This is a genomic window from Streptomyces tatrensis (genome assembly GCF_049310065.1).
GTDB lineage: Bacteria > Actinomycetota > Actinomycetes > Streptomycetales > Streptomycetaceae > Streptomyces.
Genome location: NZ_JBMDLB010000011.1, coordinates 5003472 through 5019687, shown reverse-complemented (window position 1 = coordinate 5019687; position 16216 = coordinate 5003472). Strand labels below are relative to the sequence as shown.

General features: G+C 74.4%; 15 protein-coding genes. 10 read left to right on the top strand and 5 right to left on the bottom strand.

What is annotated here, in order from left to right:
- Positions 1-134 precede the first annotated feature (134 nt).
- Positions 135-689, top strand: a complete 555-nt coding sequence (locus ACODT5_RS38740; protein ID WP_422523691.1) for a GNAT family N-acetyltransferase — start codon at positions 135-137, stop codon at positions 687-689.
- Positions 690-722: 33 nt separating this feature from the next.
- On the opposite strand, the gene ACODT5_RS38735 is transcribed toward ACODT5_RS38740, so the two are convergent.
- Positions 723-2342 carry an NsdA family TPR-like regulatory protein gene (locus tag ACODT5_RS38735; protein WP_422523690.1) on the bottom strand — a complete coding sequence of 540 codons (1620 nt, stop codon included), beginning with the start codon at positions 2340-2342 and terminating at the stop codon, positions 723-725.
- A gap of 128 nt (positions 2343-2470) precedes the next feature.
- On the opposite strand from ACODT5_RS38735, the gene ACODT5_RS38730 reads away from it, so the two are divergent.
- The 5 genes from ACODT5_RS38730 (at position 2471) to ACODT5_RS38710 (ending at position 6618) form a co-directional block, all read left to right on the top strand.
- A complete protein-coding gene (locus tag ACODT5_RS38730) occupies positions 2471-3772 on the top strand; it encodes a 3-oxoacyl-[acyl-carrier-protein] synthase III C-terminal domain-containing protein (protein WP_422523689.1) in 1302 nt (433 codons plus the stop codon).
- 35 nt (positions 3773-3807) lie between these two features.
- Complete coding sequence (locus ACODT5_RS38725) at positions 3808-4695, top strand: hypothetical protein (protein WP_422523688.1); 888 nt, start codon at positions 3808-3810, stop codon at positions 4693-4695.
- 501 nt (positions 4696-5196) lie between these two features.
- Positions 5197-5865: a class F sortase gene (locus tag ACODT5_RS38720; RefSeq protein WP_422523687.1), complete on the top strand. Its 669-nt coding sequence runs from the start codon at positions 5197-5199 to the stop codon at positions 5863-5865.
- A 132-nt stretch (positions 5866-5997) separates the two neighbouring features.
- On the top strand, positions 5998-6378 hold the full coding sequence (locus ACODT5_RS38715) for a hypothetical protein (protein ID WP_422523686.1): 381 nt from the start codon (positions 5998-6000) through the stop codon (positions 6376-6378).
- An 81-nt stretch (positions 6379-6459) separates the two neighbouring features.
- A complete protein-coding gene (locus ACODT5_RS38710) occupies positions 6460-6618 on the top strand; it encodes a hypothetical protein (RefSeq protein WP_422523685.1) in 159 nt (52 codons plus the stop codon).
- Positions 6619-6903: 285 nt separating this feature from the next.
- Here the strand turns inward: ACODT5_RS38710 and ACODT5_RS38705 are convergent, their stop codons facing one another.
- From ACODT5_RS38705 to ACODT5_RS38695, 3 genes are all read right to left on the bottom strand, one after another.
- Positions 6904-7317: a hypothetical protein gene (locus ACODT5_RS38705; protein WP_422523684.1), complete on the bottom strand. Its 414-nt coding sequence runs from the start codon at positions 7315-7317 to the stop codon at positions 6904-6906.
- 81 nt (positions 7318-7398) lie between these two features.
- Complete coding sequence (locus tag ACODT5_RS38700; RefSeq protein ID WP_422523683.1) at positions 7399-7806, bottom strand: RidA family protein; 408 nt, start codon at positions 7804-7806, stop codon at positions 7399-7401.
- 64 nt (positions 7807-7870) lie between these two features.
- Positions 7871-8341 (bottom strand): RrF2 family transcriptional regulator, encoded by a 471-nt coding sequence (locus ACODT5_RS38695; protein ID WP_422525161.1) that lies wholly within the window; start codon positions 8339-8341, stop codon positions 7871-7873.
- Positions 8342-8462: 121 nt separating this feature from the next.
- Here ACODT5_RS38695 and ACODT5_RS38690 point away from each other — a divergent pair, with 121 nt between their 5' ends.
- The 4 genes from ACODT5_RS38690 to ACODT5_RS38675 all read left to right on the top strand — a co-directional run bounded on the left by ACODT5_RS38690 (position 8463) and on the right by ACODT5_RS38675 (position 13910).
- Positions 8463-9290: a hypothetical protein gene (locus ACODT5_RS38690; protein ID WP_422523682.1), complete on the top strand. Its 828-nt coding sequence runs from the start codon at positions 8463-8465 to the stop codon at positions 9288-9290.
- Between the two features lie 93 nt (positions 9291-9383).
- Complete coding sequence (locus tag ACODT5_RS38685) at positions 9384-11459, top strand: FUSC family protein (protein WP_422523681.1); 2076 nt, start codon at positions 9384-9386, stop codon at positions 11457-11459.
- 422 nt (positions 11460-11881) lie between these two features.
- Positions 11882-12637, top strand: a complete 756-nt coding sequence (locus tag ACODT5_RS38680; RefSeq protein WP_422523680.1) for a hypothetical protein — start codon at positions 11882-11884, stop codon at positions 12635-12637.
- A 16-nt stretch (positions 12638-12653) separates the two neighbouring features.
- On the top strand, positions 12654-13910 hold the full coding sequence (locus ACODT5_RS38675) for a sensor histidine kinase (RefSeq protein WP_422523679.1): 1257 nt from the start codon (positions 12654-12656) through the stop codon (positions 13908-13910).
- 78 nt (positions 13911-13988) lie between these two features.
- Here ACODT5_RS38675 and ACODT5_RS38670 read toward each other — a convergent pair whose 3' ends face one another.
- On the bottom strand, positions 13989-16091 hold the full coding sequence (locus ACODT5_RS38670) for a PhoX family protein (protein WP_422523678.1): 2103 nt from the start codon (positions 16089-16091) through the stop codon (positions 13989-13991).
- Positions 16092-16216: the final 125 nt, after the last annotated feature.

Sequence of the window (16216 nt, the reverse complement as noted above, 5' to 3'; positions counted from 1 at the left end):
AGGAATGGCCGCCGGGGTCCTGGTCCCGCCTCGTCCTTTTGGCCGGAAGACGGTGACGGCGACGGTCCCGGTCGGCCCCCGGCGGCCCTGAAATCCCGGTGCCGGGCCTCGGGCTCGGCTGGCAGACTCCCCGCATGGACGACGCCACCGGCCTGGGGGAACCCCGCCACTCCGTACGCGAGATGACCGAGCCCGACATCGACGCCGTCGCCGCCGTGCGCGTGAGCGGCTGGCGGCACGCCTACGCCGGGCTGATGCCGCAGTCCTACCTGGACGGCCTCAGCGTCGCCGAGTACGCCGAGCAGCGGCGCGCGGCCTTCGCCGATCCGGGCAACGCCGTGACCAACCTCGTGGCCGAGGGCCCCGACGGGGCGGTCCTCGGATGGGCCGCCTTCGGCCCCGCGCAGGGCGCGGATCCCGAGGGCACGGCGCCGGACGAGGGCGAGCTGTACGCCCTGTACGCGCGGCCCGACGTCATCGGCACCGGCGTCGGCCGCGCTCTGCTGACCGAGGTGCTGCGCCGGGCGCCCTACCCCGCGGTACGGCTGTGGGTGCTCGAAGGCAACGCCCGGGCACGCCGTTTCTACGAGCTCGCGGGCTTCCGCCCCGACGGCGGTGTCCTCGTCGACGAGGCGGACGGCTTCCCGGTGCCCGAGGTCCGCTACCGGTGGGCCGCCCCCTCGGACTGAGCGACCCGCCGCGCTACCCCCCGCCGCGCCCGCTCACGGCAGCCGTTCCGCCAGCGCCCGGGCCATCGCGACGGTCGGGACGGCCTCCCGCGTACGCCGGTACGGGGTCAGGTCGCGCAGCAGCCGGCCGAGTGCCTCCCGTACCGCACGCGACTGCACCGCCGGGGCCGCGGTGAGGAACGCCCGCCAGTGTTCGCAGGCCCGGGTGAGGTGCCCGAGGCGCAGCAGGGTTTCGGCGAGTGCGGCGTGCGTGAGCGCGGTGGCCCGGTGCTGGCCGGCCGCGCGGCCGCGCAGGGACCGCTCCAGGGCGTCGGCCGCGGCCGGGAACTCGCCGAGGGCGAGGTGGGTGCGGGCCCGGGCGAAGTCGAGATCGGCCCGGGCGTACGAGTCGAACGGCCCGTCGGGCGGCTGCACCGCGTGCTGCCCGTGCAACCGGTCGGCGGTGGCCAGATCCGCTGCGGCGGCGGCCCGTTGACCGGCGTGGGCGTGCGCGGCCGCGCGCTGGACCAGGAGGAACGCCAGCGTGCCGGGTTCCCCGTCGGCGGGCGCGGTCTCCACCGCCGTCCGGGCGAGCCGTACCGCGTGCGCGGGCTGCCCGAGCCGGCCGGCGTGCGCGCTCATCGCGCGCAGGGTGATGGCGTACATCCGCCGGTCGTCGGCCTGCCGGGCCAGCCCGAGGGCGATGCCGTGGTACTCCTGCGCGAGCCCGTGGTACCCGGAGTCCGCCGTCATCTCGCCCAGGAGGTACGTGAGTTGGGCGTACCCGCGCCACACGTCCGCCGACCCGCGACCGCGGCCCGAGACCTCCCGGCCGCGTAGGGCGGGCCCCGGGCCGTCCGCGTGGCGGGCCGCGAAGGCGCCCGCGTCCTGGGCCAGCCAGGCGGCCAGGGCCGCGCGGGTGTGGACGCCGCCGTGGGTGAGGTAGAGGCCCGAGAAGCTCCCCGCGAGGGCCCTCAACTGCTCCGCGTGCGCCGCGAGATGCCGCCGCGCGGCGAGCTCGGCGATGCCGGTACCCGTGCTCGCGTCCCTGCCCGTACCTGTGCCCGTACCCCTGCTCGCGCCTATGCCCGTACCCCTGCTCGCGTCTCCGTCCGCACCCCTGCTCGCGTCTCCGTCCGTACCCCTGCTCGCGTCTCCGTCCGTACCCCTGCCCGCGTCTCCGTCCGTACCCCTGCCCGTACGTGCGCCCTCGCCGCGGCCGCCCTCGGCCGGGTCCGGGTCCCACACCGGGGCCGGGACCGGCACCGGCTGGTACGGGCTGCGCAGGAGCGCCGCCCTGCCGTGCGGGTCCACGTCCGCCCTGGCCTGCAGCGCGAGCCGGAGCAGCCCCTCGCCCCCGGCGGCCCCGGGCGCCGTCACCGCCCCCGGGCCGGGCCGTACGCCGGGGCCCACGGAGCCCGCGCCGAGGCCCGCCTCCGCCACCGTGACCAGCCGCCCGCACCGCTCCGTCAGCGCCGCCGCTATCAGCTCGGGCACGGGCCGGCGCGGCCGGGTGCCCGACAGCCAGTGCGCGACGGCGGTCCGGTCGTAGCGCAGGGCCAGCCCGTGCAGGGTCCCCAGCGCGTTGACGGCCCGCGCCAGCTCCGCCCCGCTCCACCCGGCCTCGGCCAGCAGGTCCCCCAGCCAGGCATTGGCCACCCGCCGCCCGCTCACGGGGTCCGCCCGCGGCGGGAGTCCGTATTCAACGCTTTCACCCCTGCACCCCCCGCATTCCCTTCTCCCGGTCCGCTCCCTGGTGTTCGCTGGAGCCGTCCCCATCGGATTCCACGGACCGGAGAAGCATGTCTGCCTCGGAAACGGCCAATCCCCCCGCCCCCGCCGCGTACGCGTACCCGTTCCCCTATCGGATTTCCGGTGTCGGTGCCCAGATCGGCGAGGTCATATCCGTCGAGGAATGGGCCCGGCTCGCGCACATACCGCACCGCAAACGGGCCGGTGAGGAAGTCAGTGGCGCCGATATCGAGCGCATACTCGGCGTCACTTCCAAGAGCTGGGACCGGGAGCGCTTCGCCTCGCTCGACACCGTCGCCGACGTCGCCCGCGCGGCCCTGCGCTCCGCCCTCGCCGAGCCCGAGGACATCGACGCCGTGTTCGTCGCCACGTGCACCCCGTACGAGATCATGCTCGACCAGGACGCCTTCAACCTGCTGCGCCGCCTGCGCATCCCGGACAGCGTGCCGCCCTTCCAGCTCGGCGCCGGCTGCGGCGGGCTCTCCCGTGTCGCCGCGCACCTGGCCCGGACGGGGGCCCGCCGGGCGCTGGTGATCTCGTACAACGCCGCGAGCCCCATCGGAATCGACGAGAACGGCGTCATTTCCCAGTACAGCGGCGCGGACGGGGAGCATCCCTTCGCGCACACCCTGTGGTGTTCCGGGGCACTGTTCTCCGACGCGGCGACCGCGCTCGTATTCGAGCGGGACGAGGGTTTCGAGGGCGGGCTCGGTTTCTATTCGCGCGATTCCCTCGATTTCGGGGGCGAGCCCGGATTCAGCGATCCGCTCATCCATTACCCCGGTGGCGGCGCCACCCACCCGCCGGGCTTTCCGGGGTCCGCCGAGCTCTCCGCGTTCGGACTCAACGGACCGGAACTGGCCCGCTATTACTCGCGCGGCATGATGCTGAACCAGGAGACCATGGACGCCCACCGTCCCGGTTTCGTGGACGAGGTCCGGCGGATCTACACGCACCAGGCCGGACCGGCCCTGGTCGAGAACTACCACCAGCTCGCCAGCCTGGACACGCGGAAGGCCCCGGCGCACGCCCGCGAACTCGGCAACCTCGTCACCTCCGCGACCCCGGTGCTCTTCTACACCGACGTGATCAACGGCCTGGTCGGCGCGGGCGACACCGTCTGCTTCTCCGTCATCGGCGCCGGCCCCGAGCGCGGGGCCTTCCTCGCACGGGTCGCCATCCCGGGCGAGGTCACCGTCACCGCACCGCTGCCACCGGTCCCGGCCGCCGCCGAGACCGCCGGGGCAGTCGGGGCCGTCGGGGCCGTCGGGGCAACCGGAGCCACCGCGCCCGCCCGGGCCGTCGAGCCCGCCCTGGCGCCCGGAGCACCGGGAAGCACCGCCACCGCGTAGCCGCACGCGCCCACCTCCTTCGAAACGAGTCCGCCGTGCACATCGCCCTCGCCGGGGGCGCCAGCCCCACCGGCATCCGGCTCGCCGCCGAGCTGCTCGGCCGCGGCCACCACCTGACCCTGCTCACCGCCACCGACGTACGGCAGAGCAGGCTCCTGCTGGCCCGTCAGCTCGCGCTGATCGGGCTGTATCCCGAGTACGTGGACCTCCTCGCGGCCCGGCTCGACGCGCGCCGGGGCGCCGAGGTCCTGGCCGGCGCCGCACCCGCGCCTCCGGTTCCCCCGGCCCGGACCGGCCGCTTCGACGCCGTCTGGTGCGTGGAGCAGCCCGCCGCCACCGCGGCCGCGCTGCTGCCGCTCGCCTCCGGAGGGGAGGGGCGTACGGCATTCCACCTGGTCACCGTCGGAGACGCCGGTCCGGCCGGGCGTACGGTCGCCGCCGCGGCCGTACGGGACGGGTTCCCGGCCGGGGTGCACTGCCTGGCCCCGACCGTCAGCGACCTGGCCGACCATCCGGAGCTGCCCCGGCCGGCCTTCACCCGGCTCGCGGTCGCCGAGTCCGTACGGCCGGCTCCGGCGGGGGCTCCGGAGCCGGGGGCCCCGGCGGCGGTCGGCCTGCTGCCGCTGACCCCCGCCGCCCGCGCCCTGGCGGAGGCCGCCGAGGAACCGGGCTGGTCGGGGCTGCGCCACATCGGCTGGGTGCCCGCCCACCCCACCGAGGCCTCGGAGCTGACCCGGGCGGTCGGCCCGGAGCTGGCCCCGGGGCTGCTCCGGCGCCTGTCGGGGCTCCAGCCCGCGGCCGCCACGACCGTGCTGGACGGCCCGCCGCTCGGCGCCGGGTACCTCACCCGGGCTGCGGCGCCCGTCCTGCCTCCCGTACGGCGGCCCGCCCGGCAGCCGGCCCGGACGCCGGAGCCGGTGTGAGCGCGAGCGCGGCGGGGGCCGCGGCCGGGCGGTCCGAAACGGACCGGATCGAAACGGAGCGGGTCGGAGCCGACCTGATCGACACGGACCGGATCGGAGCCGACCGGATCGGAGCGTTCGGAAGGCAAGGAGACCCCATGGCCAGGGCATATGCGTACGGATCATTCATGATCCAAGGACAAGCCGCCCGGCCCACCCCCGCAACTCAGGCCGACGGACCGGCACATCGGTCCGCTTGACAGGTTTTCGCATGTGGCAGAACGTGCCGCCGACCCGACACGCCCAAGGTCCGCCCTTGACCTTCTCACCCGTTCGGGCGCACGCCCCCCACGCCCGGTCCGGCCCCGACCCACCGCCCGCCATCTGCGAAGACGCGTCCGGAGGGAGGGCCACGCGGCAATGACTTGCCGTCAGTTATCCGTGTTCCGCGCCCTGCCGGGGGCGCGGAAGGGTCCACTGCTCTCGGGACCGGCCGCCCGAGCCGGACCAGGAGGGATTCCCATGCCCCGCGCCAAGTGGGTGATCGGCGTACTGACGGTGGCTCTGCTGTGCACCGGCCTCGGGGTGTTGCGCACCACCGAAGGCGGCCGGCCGACCGCCCCGACCGCGGGCGACGCCCTGCCCTCGCGGATCCTGGGGCTGTCCGGCCCGCGCCGGCTGGCCCGGCAGCTGGAGCACTCCGGCGGACACACCACCGGCAAGGGCTCCCGGCGTCCCGGGCGGTCGGCCGTCACGGCCCTTCCGGCCTCGCTGCCGCTGCGCCTGCTCGTCCCGGCCCTCGGAACGGACGTACCGCTGACGGGCGGCACCCCGCCGGGCGGGAGGGACGCGGGGCCGGGAGACCCGTACACGCAGGACCTCGAACCCGGGGCCGCCGACGCCAAGCCCCCCGTCCCGGACAGCGCCGTGTGGGACTCGGCGGGTCCGGCCCCGGGCGCGGCCGGCACCGCCGTGGTCTGCGCGGACCTCCCCCGGCTCGGCGAACTCCGGCGCGGGCAGACGATCGAGGTCGCGCGCGCCGACCGGCGTACGGCCGTGTTCACCGTGACCCGGGTCTCCCCCGGGGTCCCCGGACGGAGCGAGCCGTCGGGCCGGGCCCAACTCCGTCTGGTCAGCGGCGAGACGGCCGTACTGGCCCGTCTCACCGGACACCGGCGCACCGTGCGCTGACCGGCGGCGGCCCCCGAAACCGACACCCCCTGCGGCCACCTGACGGGTCGTGGGGGGTGTCTTCGTCCCCCGGTCGAGGGACGCAGGCGCCCCGGCGGAGAGTCTGCCCGCGTGTCGGGGCACACCCTCCGCATGAGCGGGACACGGCGTGCGCGGACAGCACCGGACAGGGCCCTGATGACGGCCCTGACGGTGCTCTGCGCCGTGCTGCTGTGCCTGTTCGGCTTCGGCGGATCCGGCCCGTCCGGCACGACGGCCGAGGGCCCCCGCCCCGCCCCCACCGCCCCGGCCGAACCCACCGAGGCACCGGCCGATCCGGCCGGCGATCCGGAAGTGCGCGTGGCGGTACGGGTTCCCGCGCGCGGGGTCCCCGGCGTACGGGGACTGCAGCGGCCGGTGTTTCACGTGAAACCTCCCCGGTCCGGCCCCACGAAGCCGGTCGCTCCCCCGACGGGGGCGATCGCATCGGCGACCTCCCTGCGGGCGGTACGGAGTGTGGTCCTGCGCTGCTGACCGGACCGAGAGGCCGAGCAGCAGCGCCGCGCGCCCTTGGCGCGCGTCCCCCCACGCCCCCGAACACCGTGAGGTTCCGCCATGCCCTTCGACCCGTACCTCGCCCTGAACGCCATGCTCCGCGCCGAGGCCGCCCGCTTCTCCCCGCCGGCCCCGCCCGCACGCCAGCAGGAACCCGAGCCCGCCAAGACCGCCCAGGGCACCGCCGAGGCCCCGGCCGGAGACGACACGGCCGCGTAGGGCGTCGCGCAGGGGCATCACGACATGAGGAGGCACCGGTTCCCGCACCCTCGGCAACGGAGAGTGGTCACGTGAGGTTCGACCACGGGGCACGGGAACCGGCGCCTCATTCAGTCTCGGCCACGGACCCGCCCCATCACCTCGGCCTTTTGTCCGCATTTGCCCTGCCGAAAGTACCGCTCGGGCCGAGTTGTCCCCAGTGACGCACGCCAGAGCCCCGGCCCCCGCACGCGGCGGGTGGCCGGGGCTCCGGCGTACACGGGCGGCCCGGACGGCCCGGACGGCCTAAGAGGCGTTGCGCGAGTGGTAGCGGTAGAAGGCCGCCATGCCGACGCCCGCGCCGACGAGCAGGCCCAGGCCCGAACTCTTCAGGATGGATTCGCCGGCGAGGCTGTACAGGTAGCCGAAGGAGATGCCGGCGAAGACCGCGTACGCGGCCGCGCGCGGCTCCGCCGCCAGCCGCGGGCCGATCCGGGCCAGGGCCACCAGGCAGGCGGCGAAGATCGCGCCGCACAGGATCCCGTAGAAGACGTTGCCCGCGTCGACGGGCCCCATCTGACGTTTCATGAAGGCGGCGTAGACGCCGTAGACCAGCCCCATGAGCAGCGGTCGCGCGAGGGCCGACCTGCTCGTGTGGGCCGCCGTACCGGACGCCGGCTGCCGGTGCCCCCGGGGGGCGGTGGGTGCCGCATGTGCCATGACGGGCTCCTCTCTCCCATCATCCAGGGCACACCCGCAACCCGGGACCGGCAACCGGAGCAAGCGGCGGCCAAGTGGCGGCTATGCGGCGGGAGCTGCCCGGACCGCCACCGCGTCGATCTCGAAGAGCATGTCCGGCAGGGCGAGCGCGGCCACGCCGATCAGCGTCTGGGCGGGCAGTTCGGTGCCCCAGGCGGCGTGCAGGTGCCGCAGCAGCACCTCCAGCTTCTCCTGGTCGTGCCCGACGACGTACGTCCCGATCCGGACCACGTCGCCGAGGCCCAGGCCCACGGCCTCCAGGGCGGTGCGGAGGTTGGCGAAGGCCTGCCCGACCTGGGCGTCGAACGCGTCGGAGACGACGTGGCCGGCCGGGTCGGAGCCGTACTGGCCGGCTATGAAGACCTGCTCCCCGGGCGCGGAGACGACGTGGCCGTAGCCGTAGCCGGTGGGGTCGTGGAGTTCTGCCGGGTTGGTGATGCTGCGCGTCATTCCAAGCTCCTGGGTCAGTTGTCCGAGGTGAGGGGCGGTGCGGAAGCCGCGGCCCGCGCCCGGCCTAGGCCGTCGCGAGCCAGGCGCGGAGCCGCTCGGGGGCCTCGGGGGCCTGCCGTTCGGCCTGCTGCCGGATCTCGTCGAGGGTCTGGGCGGCCAGTGCACGGCGCCAGGCCAAGTCGGCCCGGCCCATCGCGTGCGCGATGGCGCAGTCCGCCGCGGGCGGCTCCTCGCCGCCGCCGGGGCCCTGCCGGCGGATCTCCGCACACCGGAAGGCCCCGTCCGGCCCTTCGACAGCGGCGACCACGTCCATGAGCGAGATGGAGTCGAGCGGGCGCGCGAGGCGGAAGCCGCCCCGCGGACCGGGCGTGGAGGTGACGATGCCCGCCCGGGCCAGGGCCTGGAGCTGCTTGTTGAGGTACGCGGCGGGCAGTTCGTGCCAGGCCGCCAGCCGGGCCGCCGAGACCGCCCGGCCGTCACCGCTCCAGGCCAGGTTGAGGCAGCTGTGCAGGGCCCACTCGACGCCCTCGCTCATCTTCATAATCTGGATATTAGATATCCAGATTAAGATCGGCAAGGGAGGTGCGACCGGCCCGCACCACCCGGCCGCAGCAACCCGGCTCGCGCCGCGCGCCCGGCCCCCTTTCCCTGGTGACGTGCGGACCTTCCTCTCGGCGGTACTCATCGCGCTCGTGGCCCTGCTGGTGCCCGCGAGCGCCGTCGCGTACTGGGCCGATCACGAACTCGGCAGCGCCGACCGCTACACCGCGGCCATGTCCCCGCTCGCCTCGGATCCCGCCGTGCAGAACCTCGTCGTCACCCAGGCCGGCCGGGCCCTCTCCGGGCAGATCGACGCCGGCCCCTTCCAGGAGGGGGTCGACGCCCTGCTCGGCGAGGCCCTGCACTCCTTCGTCGGCACACCGGCCTACCGAACCGCCTGGGACGCCGCGAACCGCGCCGCCCACGGCGCCTTCCTCCAGGCACTGACCACCGGCGACGGCAACGCCGTGACCGTCGACCTCGCGCCCGTGATCGCCCAGGTCAAGGGCGATCTCGTCGAGAACGGGGTGCCGTTCGCCGACCGCATCCCCGAGACCCACCTCTCGGTGAAGGTCATGGAGTACGACAACCTCGGCGCGCTCCGGAAGGGCTTCCGCATGCTGCAGATCGCCGGTGTCTGGCTCCCCGTGCTCACCGTGGTGCTGGCCGCCACGGCCATCGCCGTCGGCGTCCGGCGCCGCCGGGCCGTCGTGGCCACCGGGCTGGGGCTGGCCGTCGGCGCCGTCCTGCTGTGGGCGGCCGTGGTGCTGTGCCGCCGCCTCACCCTGGACGACCTGCCCGCCGACATCGACCGGGCCGCCGCCGAAGCGGTGTACGACGCGCTCACCGCGTTCCTGCGGACCACTGCCTGGGTGGTGCTGGCCGTCGGGCTGGCCGCCGCGCTGGCCGCCTGGCTGACCGGCCGACTGCGCCGCACCCCATAAGCTCGGAACGGGCGGATTGGCACGCAAATCCGTAGAAGAATCCATAGAGCAGCGCAGAAGAACCGATTCACGAGCGGCGGCACGGAAGCGGGAATGAGCACCGAACGCACCGAAGACATACCGTCCGGGCGGACCGGACGGACCGGACGGACCGATCGCACCGGTCGGGCCGATCGCAGCGGACGGGCCGGGCAGGCGGCCGGACGGTTCGGCCCGCTGGCCCCGCCCGCCTGGCTGCTGAAGGGGCTGCGGCCGAGTTCCGCGCCGATCCCCTGGGCCGCCGCGCTGCGCGCGGCCGTCGCCCTGGCCCTGCCACTGGCGGTCGGCTTCGCCGTCGACGAACCCGAGTACGGCGCGCTCGTCTCGATGGGCGCCCTGTCCGGGGTCATCGGCGACACCGCGGACGCCTACCGGATGCGGATCCTGAACATCGCCGTGCCCCAGCTCTTCGGGGCCGTGGGCGTCGCGCTGGGCACCCTGGTCTTCGGGCACGGCTGGGTCGCGGTCGGCGTCCTCACCCTGATCGCCCTGGTCTCCGGGATGATCTCCTCCATCGGCACGGTGGCCTCCGTCTCGGGGCTGCTGCTCCTGCTGAACGCCGTCGTCGGCGCGGGCCTGCCGATGCCCAGTCCCTGGTGGACGGCCCCCCTGCTGCTGAGCGCCGGCGGGCTGCTCGTCCTGCTGCTGACCCTGCTGGGCTGGCCGCTGCGCGGCCGGCAGCCGGAGCGGGCCGCCGTCGCCGCCGCCTACCGGGCCCTGGCCGACACCCTGGAGGCCGCGGGCGGACCGGGCCCCGCGTACGAGGCGCGCCGCCAGCAGGTCACCCAGTCCCTGAACCACGCCTACGACCTGGTGCTGGGCCGCCGGACCCGGGTGCACGGCCACAGTCCCTCGCTCGTGCGGATGCTGGCCCAGCTGAACGTGCTGATCCCCCTCGTCGAGGCCGCGCCCGCCGCACACCTGCGCCGCAGGCCCCTCTCCCCCGCGATCCCGGCGGCCGTACGGGACCTGGCGACGGCCGTCGAGGAGGGCCGCACGGACACCCCCGTACTGGACCTGCCCGCGCCGGACGGCCAGTCCGAGCGGGCCATCGACGCGGCCCTGCGGCACGCCGCGACGATCGTGCCGCTGGCCGAGCCGGACATGCACAACGTCGACGACCGGCTCGGCCGGCCCGCCGCACTGCGGGTCCGGGCCCGCCGGGTGGTCCGCGACATGATGTTCTCCGAGGCCTCCTGGCGGTACGGGCTGCGGCTCGCGCTGTGCATCGGGCTGGCGCAGTCGCTCGTATCGGTGGTGGAGATCGAGCGCTCCTACTGGGTCGCCCTCACGGTCACCTTCGTCCTCAAGCCCGACTTCGGCTCGGTCTTCTCCCGGGCGGTGCTGCGCGCCGTGGGCACCGCGGGCGGGCTCGTCGTCGCGGCGGCGGTGCTCTCGGAGGTGCCGCGCGGCTGGTGGGACGTACCCGTCATGGTGGTCCTGGCAGCCCTCATCCCCGTCTTCTCGGTGAAGGGCTACGCCTTCCAGACCGCGGCGATCACCCCGGTCATCCTGCTCCTCTCCGACCTGCTCAACCACCAGGGCTTCGACCTGGTCCGGCCCCGGCTGCTCGACAGCCTGATCGGCTGCGCCATCACCCTGATCGCCGGGTACATGCTCTGGCCCGAGAGCTGGCACACCCGGATCGGCGACCGGCTCGCCGACGCGGTGGACGACGCCGCCCGGTACGTGGAGCGCGCCTTCGGCAGCCACCCCGACACCGAAGCCGGACTCCGGGCGGCCCGCACCGCCCGGCTCCAGGCCCGCCGCCGCATCTACCGCGACCTGTCGGGCGTGCGCAACGAGTTCCAGCGGGCGCTGACCGAGCCGCCGCCCACCGGGGAACGGGCCGCCGCCTGGTGGCCGCTGGTGGTCGCCGTCGAGCGGATCGTCGACGCGACGACGGCCGCCCGGGTCCGCGTCAACCACGGCGCACACCCCCCGGGCCCCGAGGAGGTCGAAGCGATCGCCGCAGACCTCCGAGCCCTGGCCCACGGCGTCCGCCGAGTCGACACCCCCACCCTGCTCCGCCCCACCCCACCCCCCGAGGTCGACGAATCCTCCGTCCTCTCCCCGGTCCGCCAGGAACTGGCAGCAGCCAGAGCCATCGCAACCCCCACCCACGACTAGCCCGAGCCCCAAGCCAAGCCCGAACCCAGGCCCACCGGCCCCTACCTAGCCCCGCCAGCTGATCTCCAGCCCCACCGGCCCACATCCAGCCCCGCCAGCTGATCTCCAGCCCCACCGGCCCACATCCAGCCCCGCCGGCGTTTGAGGCGCGGGGGTCCGGGGGCTGGCCCCCGGCAACGGCGCCGCACTCGTCCACCGGGCCGAGCCCCATTCCAGCCCCGCCGGCGTTTGAGGCGCGGGGGTCCGGGGGCTGGCCCCCGGCAACGGCGCCGCACTCGTCCACCGGGCCGAGCCCCATTCCAGCCCCGCCGGCGTTTGAGGCGCGGGGTCCCGGGGGCGGAGCCCCAGGCGGCGGCGCCGCGCCGTCCCCCCAATGGCTCCGCCCCCGGGCCCGCCCCGCCTCCACGAGGGAGCATCGGGACATGAGCCTCCGCCGGCGCAGCCGGGCGATCCTCCTCACGGCTGCCACGGCCACCCTGGCGGCCATGACGGGCTGCGCAGACGTGGAGGGCCTCCAGGACGACGGCGACCTCGGCACGGCCCACGCCCCCCGCACCCTGTGGAAGGACATCCGCCCCGACCCCCCGGCCCCCGGCCAGCAGCCCGGCACGGCCACCGCCGTCCCCGGTCTCGCCAAGGTCCCCGAGCTGTCCATGCGGGGCGTGAACGCCGTGGACGTCGTACGGGCCGACATCACCGCCGCCACCACCGCGGACGCCGGCACCGGCCGGCTCGTCGACCCCCGGGCGATCCAGCGCATCGCGCTCTGCACACAGGCTGTGGACGGCGGCCCCGACTGCCCCGTCCGCCCCGCGGTCCTGGCCGATGTGACGGGCAACGGCACACCGGAGCTGATCACCGCCCTGGACATCGACGGCCGGGTCAGCGAACTGCGCGTCTACACCGTCCAGGACGACGGGACCATCGCCCGCATCCTGTCCCGGCGCGCGGTCCTGGAGGGCGTGGAGGTCGCCGCCGAGCACCTGGCGGTCCGCGAGCCGACCTCGAACCCGAAGAAGGTCTCCATCTCCGACTATGTGTGGGACCCGGATGCCGGGATCATGAACCTCGACCAGCTCACCCTCGACGAGTGCCCGAACCAGGACAACGCCTCCCCCTGCCCGGCCCCCGGCACAGCCACGGCCACGCCCACGCCCACGGCCACGGCCACGGGCTGAGGAGGCCGGCACCCCGATGCTCCGGACGAGCAGCCTGCGCTGGAAGATCGCCATGACCACCACCGCGGTGTGCTGCGCCGTCGCGGCCGTGCTCGGCATCCTCGTGCACAACGTGGTCGCCCGCCAGCTCGTCGGCGAGGTCCGCAAGGACGTGGACCGGGAGCTGGACTACGCCCTGAGCCAGTACGAGTACGGCACCGCGCACGGCGACGGGAACAGCGCCCTCGACCCGCCCGGCCTCCCGGCCCCGCTGCGCGAGCTGGTCGCGCGCGGGCTGACGGGCAGCATGACCGGCACCCAGGACGGCAAGCCCGTCATGTGGGCGGCCGGCCCCGCCGACGGCAGACCCCTCGCCGTCTGGGTCCCCTACGAGAGCACCCGCACCCGGCTCCGGGAGACCGACGCGGCCATCCTGGTCTCCGCCGTCCTCGCCGCCGGGCTGGTGGCCCTCGCCGGTCTCTTCCTCGCCAACCGCATCAGCAGCCGGCTGGCCACCACGGCCGCCGTGGCCCGCCGGATCAGCGCCGGGGACCTCGACGCACGCGTCGGTTTCCCGGCCGGCGGGGAGGGGCCGCGCCCGCGCTCCCGCGACGAGGTGCGGGACGTGGCGCAGGCCCTCGACTCGATGGCAGCCTCGCTCCAGGCCCGGCTGGAGGCGGAGAAGCGGTTCACTGCGGACGTCGCGCACGAGCTGCGCACCCCGCTCACCGGATCCCTGGCCGCCGCCGCGCTGCTGCCCGAGGGCCGGCCCAAGGAGATGATCAACGACCGCCTCAAGGCCCTGCACCTGCTCACCGAGGACCTGCTGGAGATCTCCCGGCTGGACTCGGGCGTCGAACGGGCCGACCTGGCCCGGGTGGAGCTCGGCCGCGCGGTGGAGCGGGCCGCGGCCAGCATCCGGCTGCCCGTCGCGGTACGGATCGAGCGGGACGCGGTGGTGCTCACCGACCGGCGCCGCCTCGACCGGATCCTGGCCAACCTGCTGGTCAACGCCCACAAGCACGGGCAGCCGCCGGTCGAAGTGACCGTCACCGGCCCGCTGGTGACCGTACGGGACCACGGGCCCGGCTATCCGGCCGAGCTGATCGAGCAGGGCCCGCGGCGCTTCCGCACCGGGGATCCGGGGCGCGGACGGGGACACGGGCTCGGCCTGACCATCGCCGCCGGGCAGGCGGAGGTGCTGGAGATCGAGCTGCGCTTCTCCAACGCCCCCGACGGGGGCGCCGTGACCACGCTCCTGCTGCCCGTCGGGCGCCTGCCGGACGGAAGTTGAGCGGGGGCGGTGGATGTTTCACGTGAAACATCCACCGCCCCCGCACGGATCAACTCACCTCGGCCCAGACGTCAGACGTCAGACGCCGATGTTCTTGCCGTCCTTGCGCCAGACCGAGACGACCGACGGACGGACGATCTTGCCCGGACCGTCGGGCCACACCGACTGCGGCTTCTCGACGGACGCGCCGTCGATCTCGCCCGGGTGCTGCACGGCGACCAGGACGCGCTTGTCCTGGATGATCGGGCCGCAGGTCTCGGCACCGCGCGGAACGGTCAGGAACTGCTTCAGCTCACCGCGGCGGTCACCGGCGGTCGCGACACCGAACAGGCCGTCGTGCGAGCCGAGCTGGTTGCCGTCCGTGGAGATCCACAGGTTGCCGTGCGGGTCGAACGCCACGTTGTCCGGGCAGGAGATCGGGCTGACCTTGTCCTTCGGGAAGCCCGCGAAGTAGGTCGCCGGGTCGTTCGGGTCACCCGCGACCAGGAAGAGGCGCCAGGCGAAGCCGTCGCCGGCCGCGTCGTCGAAGTTCTCGGCGAGCTCCAGGATCTGGCCGTGCTTGTTCAGGTTGCGCGGGTTGGCCTCGGTCGCGCCTTCCTTGCCCGGCTTGCCGCGGTCCGTGTTGTTCGTCAGCGCGATGTAGACGCGGCCGGTGCGCGGGGACGGCTCGACGTCCTCGGGACGGTCCATCTTGGTCGCGCCGACCTTGTCACCGGCGAGGCGCGTGAAGACGGACACCTCTTCGGCGGTCATGCCCTCGACGTGCGAGACGTTCCCGGAGGGGGAGGAGGTGAGGATCTTGATCCAGACACCGGAACCGTCGAACTCGCCGTCGGTGGGGAGCTTGCCCGAGCCGTCGACCTCGGCGGCAGGGGTGTCGCCGGTGAGCTTGGCGACGTAGAGGGTGCCCTCGTCGAGCAGCGTGAGGTTGTGCTCCTTCGCCGCGCGCGAGTCGCCCTTCTTCATCTGCTTCGACGAGACGAACTTGTAGAAGTAGTCGAAGCGCTCGTCGTCGCCCATGTAGACGACGGGGCGGCCGTCCTCGGTCAGGCGGGGCTGCGCGGCCTCGTGCTTGAAGCGGCCGAGCGCGGTGCGCTTGCGCGGGACGGAGTTCACGTCGTACGGGTCCAGCTCGACGACCCAGCCGTGGCGGTGGGACTCGTTGGGCTCCTGCGCGACGTCGAAGCGCTTGTCGAACCGCTCCCACTTGCGCTCGGTGGCGCCGGCGGTCACGCCGTAGCGCTTCAGGCGGGCGGCCTGGGTGGGCTCGGTGACCAGACCGGCGTTGCCGAAGTACTGGTTGAAGTTCTCCTCGCCGTGGAGGGTGGTGCCCCACGGGGTGGTGCCGCCGGCGCAGTTGTTCAGGGTGCCGAGCACCTTGGTGCCGGAGGCGTCAACCGAGGTCTTCACCAGCTCGGAGCCGGCGGCCGGACCGGTCAGCTTGAACTCGCTGGTGGCGGTCAGGCGGCGGTTGAGGCGGTGGCGGTTGACGGCGGTCAGCTTGCCGCTGCGGTGGTCCTCCTGGACCACGACCACGGACAGGCCGTGCGCGGCCCAGGCGATCTCGACCTGCTCGCGGGTCGGGTTGGCCGCGTCGTACGCCTTGAACATGAGCTGCTCGTCCGTGTACTCGTGGTTGGCCACGAGCAGCTGCTGGCGCTCGTAGGCGCCGCCGAACGGGAGCAGGCTCAGGAAGTCGTTGTTGTAGCCGAACTGACCGGCCTGGGCGGCGGCGGTCTGGTTGTCCGGGTTGAAGCCCGGCGCGCCCTTGACGATCGGGTCGCCCCAACGGATGACCACGTTGTGCTCGTGGCCCTCGGGGACGGTGACCTGGTCGGCGGTGTTCGGCGCGACCGGCTTGAAGCGCAGACCGCGGGCACCCTCGGCGTTGACCCCGCCAGCGCCGGCGCTCTGCGCCTCGACCGTCGGGTCCGCGGAGGCGGAGGAGCCGTTGCCGCTCAGCGTGATGGCGGTACCGGCGGCCGAGGCGACCGTGACGACGGCGGCGGAGCGGAGCATCGCGCGGCGGGAGTAGGCACGGGCTATGACGTCACCGGCGTACTCGTTGTCGCTGGTGTTCGGCACCTCGTGGAAGCAGGCGTCGCCGCAGCGGTAGCGGCAGGTGAGAGCGGAACGGCCGCCCCCGTGAGAGTTGCCGATGAGCGGCAGGAGCTTGCGCACGAGTGTCCTCCGTAGATGCACGGTCCCCGACAACGTGTCGGAACAATCCGTCGGTGACGCTATGGGCGGGTTGCGCCGAAGCGGCAGCCGCTGGGTGAACGCCCGGTGAATCCGGCACGTCGGGG